The organism is Campylobacter sp. 2018MI10 (genome assembly GCF_018501175.1).
Classification (GTDB): Bacteria; Campylobacterota; Campylobacteria; order Campylobacterales; family Campylobacteraceae; genus Campylobacter_E.
This window is the reverse complement of sequence record NZ_JAHCZD010000053.1, coordinates 1-695: the sequence shown is the minus strand read 5'-3', so window position 1 is coordinate 695 and position 695 is coordinate 1. Positions and strand designations below refer to the sequence as shown.

Sequence of the window (695 nt, the reverse complement as noted above, 5' to 3'; positions counted from 1 at the left end):
GCTTGGCTCATTGCATATACACCTGATTGAGCTAGGATTTGGTGTTTACTAAATGTAGCACTCTCAGATGCAAAGTCAACATCTCTAATATTACTTTCAGCTGATTTAACATTTACTTGAGTAACTGAAATATTATTAACAGTTGAAACAAGTTGATTTTGGACAGAACCAAGGTCACTTCTGATTGCTTCAAGAGCTTTTTGAGCTGATTCAGCAATATTCATCATAGCTTGTGCGCCTTTTAGTGTCATTACACCTGCTGCGTAGCCGTTAGTATTGTCCCCATTATCTCCAGCTTGCCATTCTTCATTGTTAAATCCCATAGCGTCAGCTTGAGCTCTACTAATTGTTGCATTAGTTTCTCTTAAACTCACTGTTGCTTCGCTAACATTTTTATCAAATCCTAAAGCTGAATTACTTGTAAAGCCATTAGCGTCTTTAACTTCTACTTGAATATCTCTTCCGTTGTTTGAAACAAGGCTTAATCTTCCCATATTAGTTGAGTTAGTTGTATTTAAGCCTATAATTGAGCTAAGACCTTCGTTATTAGGCTCATTTAGACCTGCTTTAACACCAGCGAAGAATTGTAGATATGAGTGAGCTACCATACCTTGTTGAGCTTCTGCTGTATCCATAGTTTTACCGTCAGCTGCATTTACTACTTCTTCTAATTTTTTAGTTAATTTATCTATAGT

1 protein-coding gene is annotated in these 695 nt (G+C 36.3%); it reads right to left on the bottom strand.

All coding sequences use genetic code 11. The features are described 5' to 3' along the window. Positions 1 to 695, bottom strand: a 695-nt coding sequence (locus tag KJR01_RS09625; protein WP_284467024.1) for a flagellin, incomplete at both ends; no start/stop codon positions are given.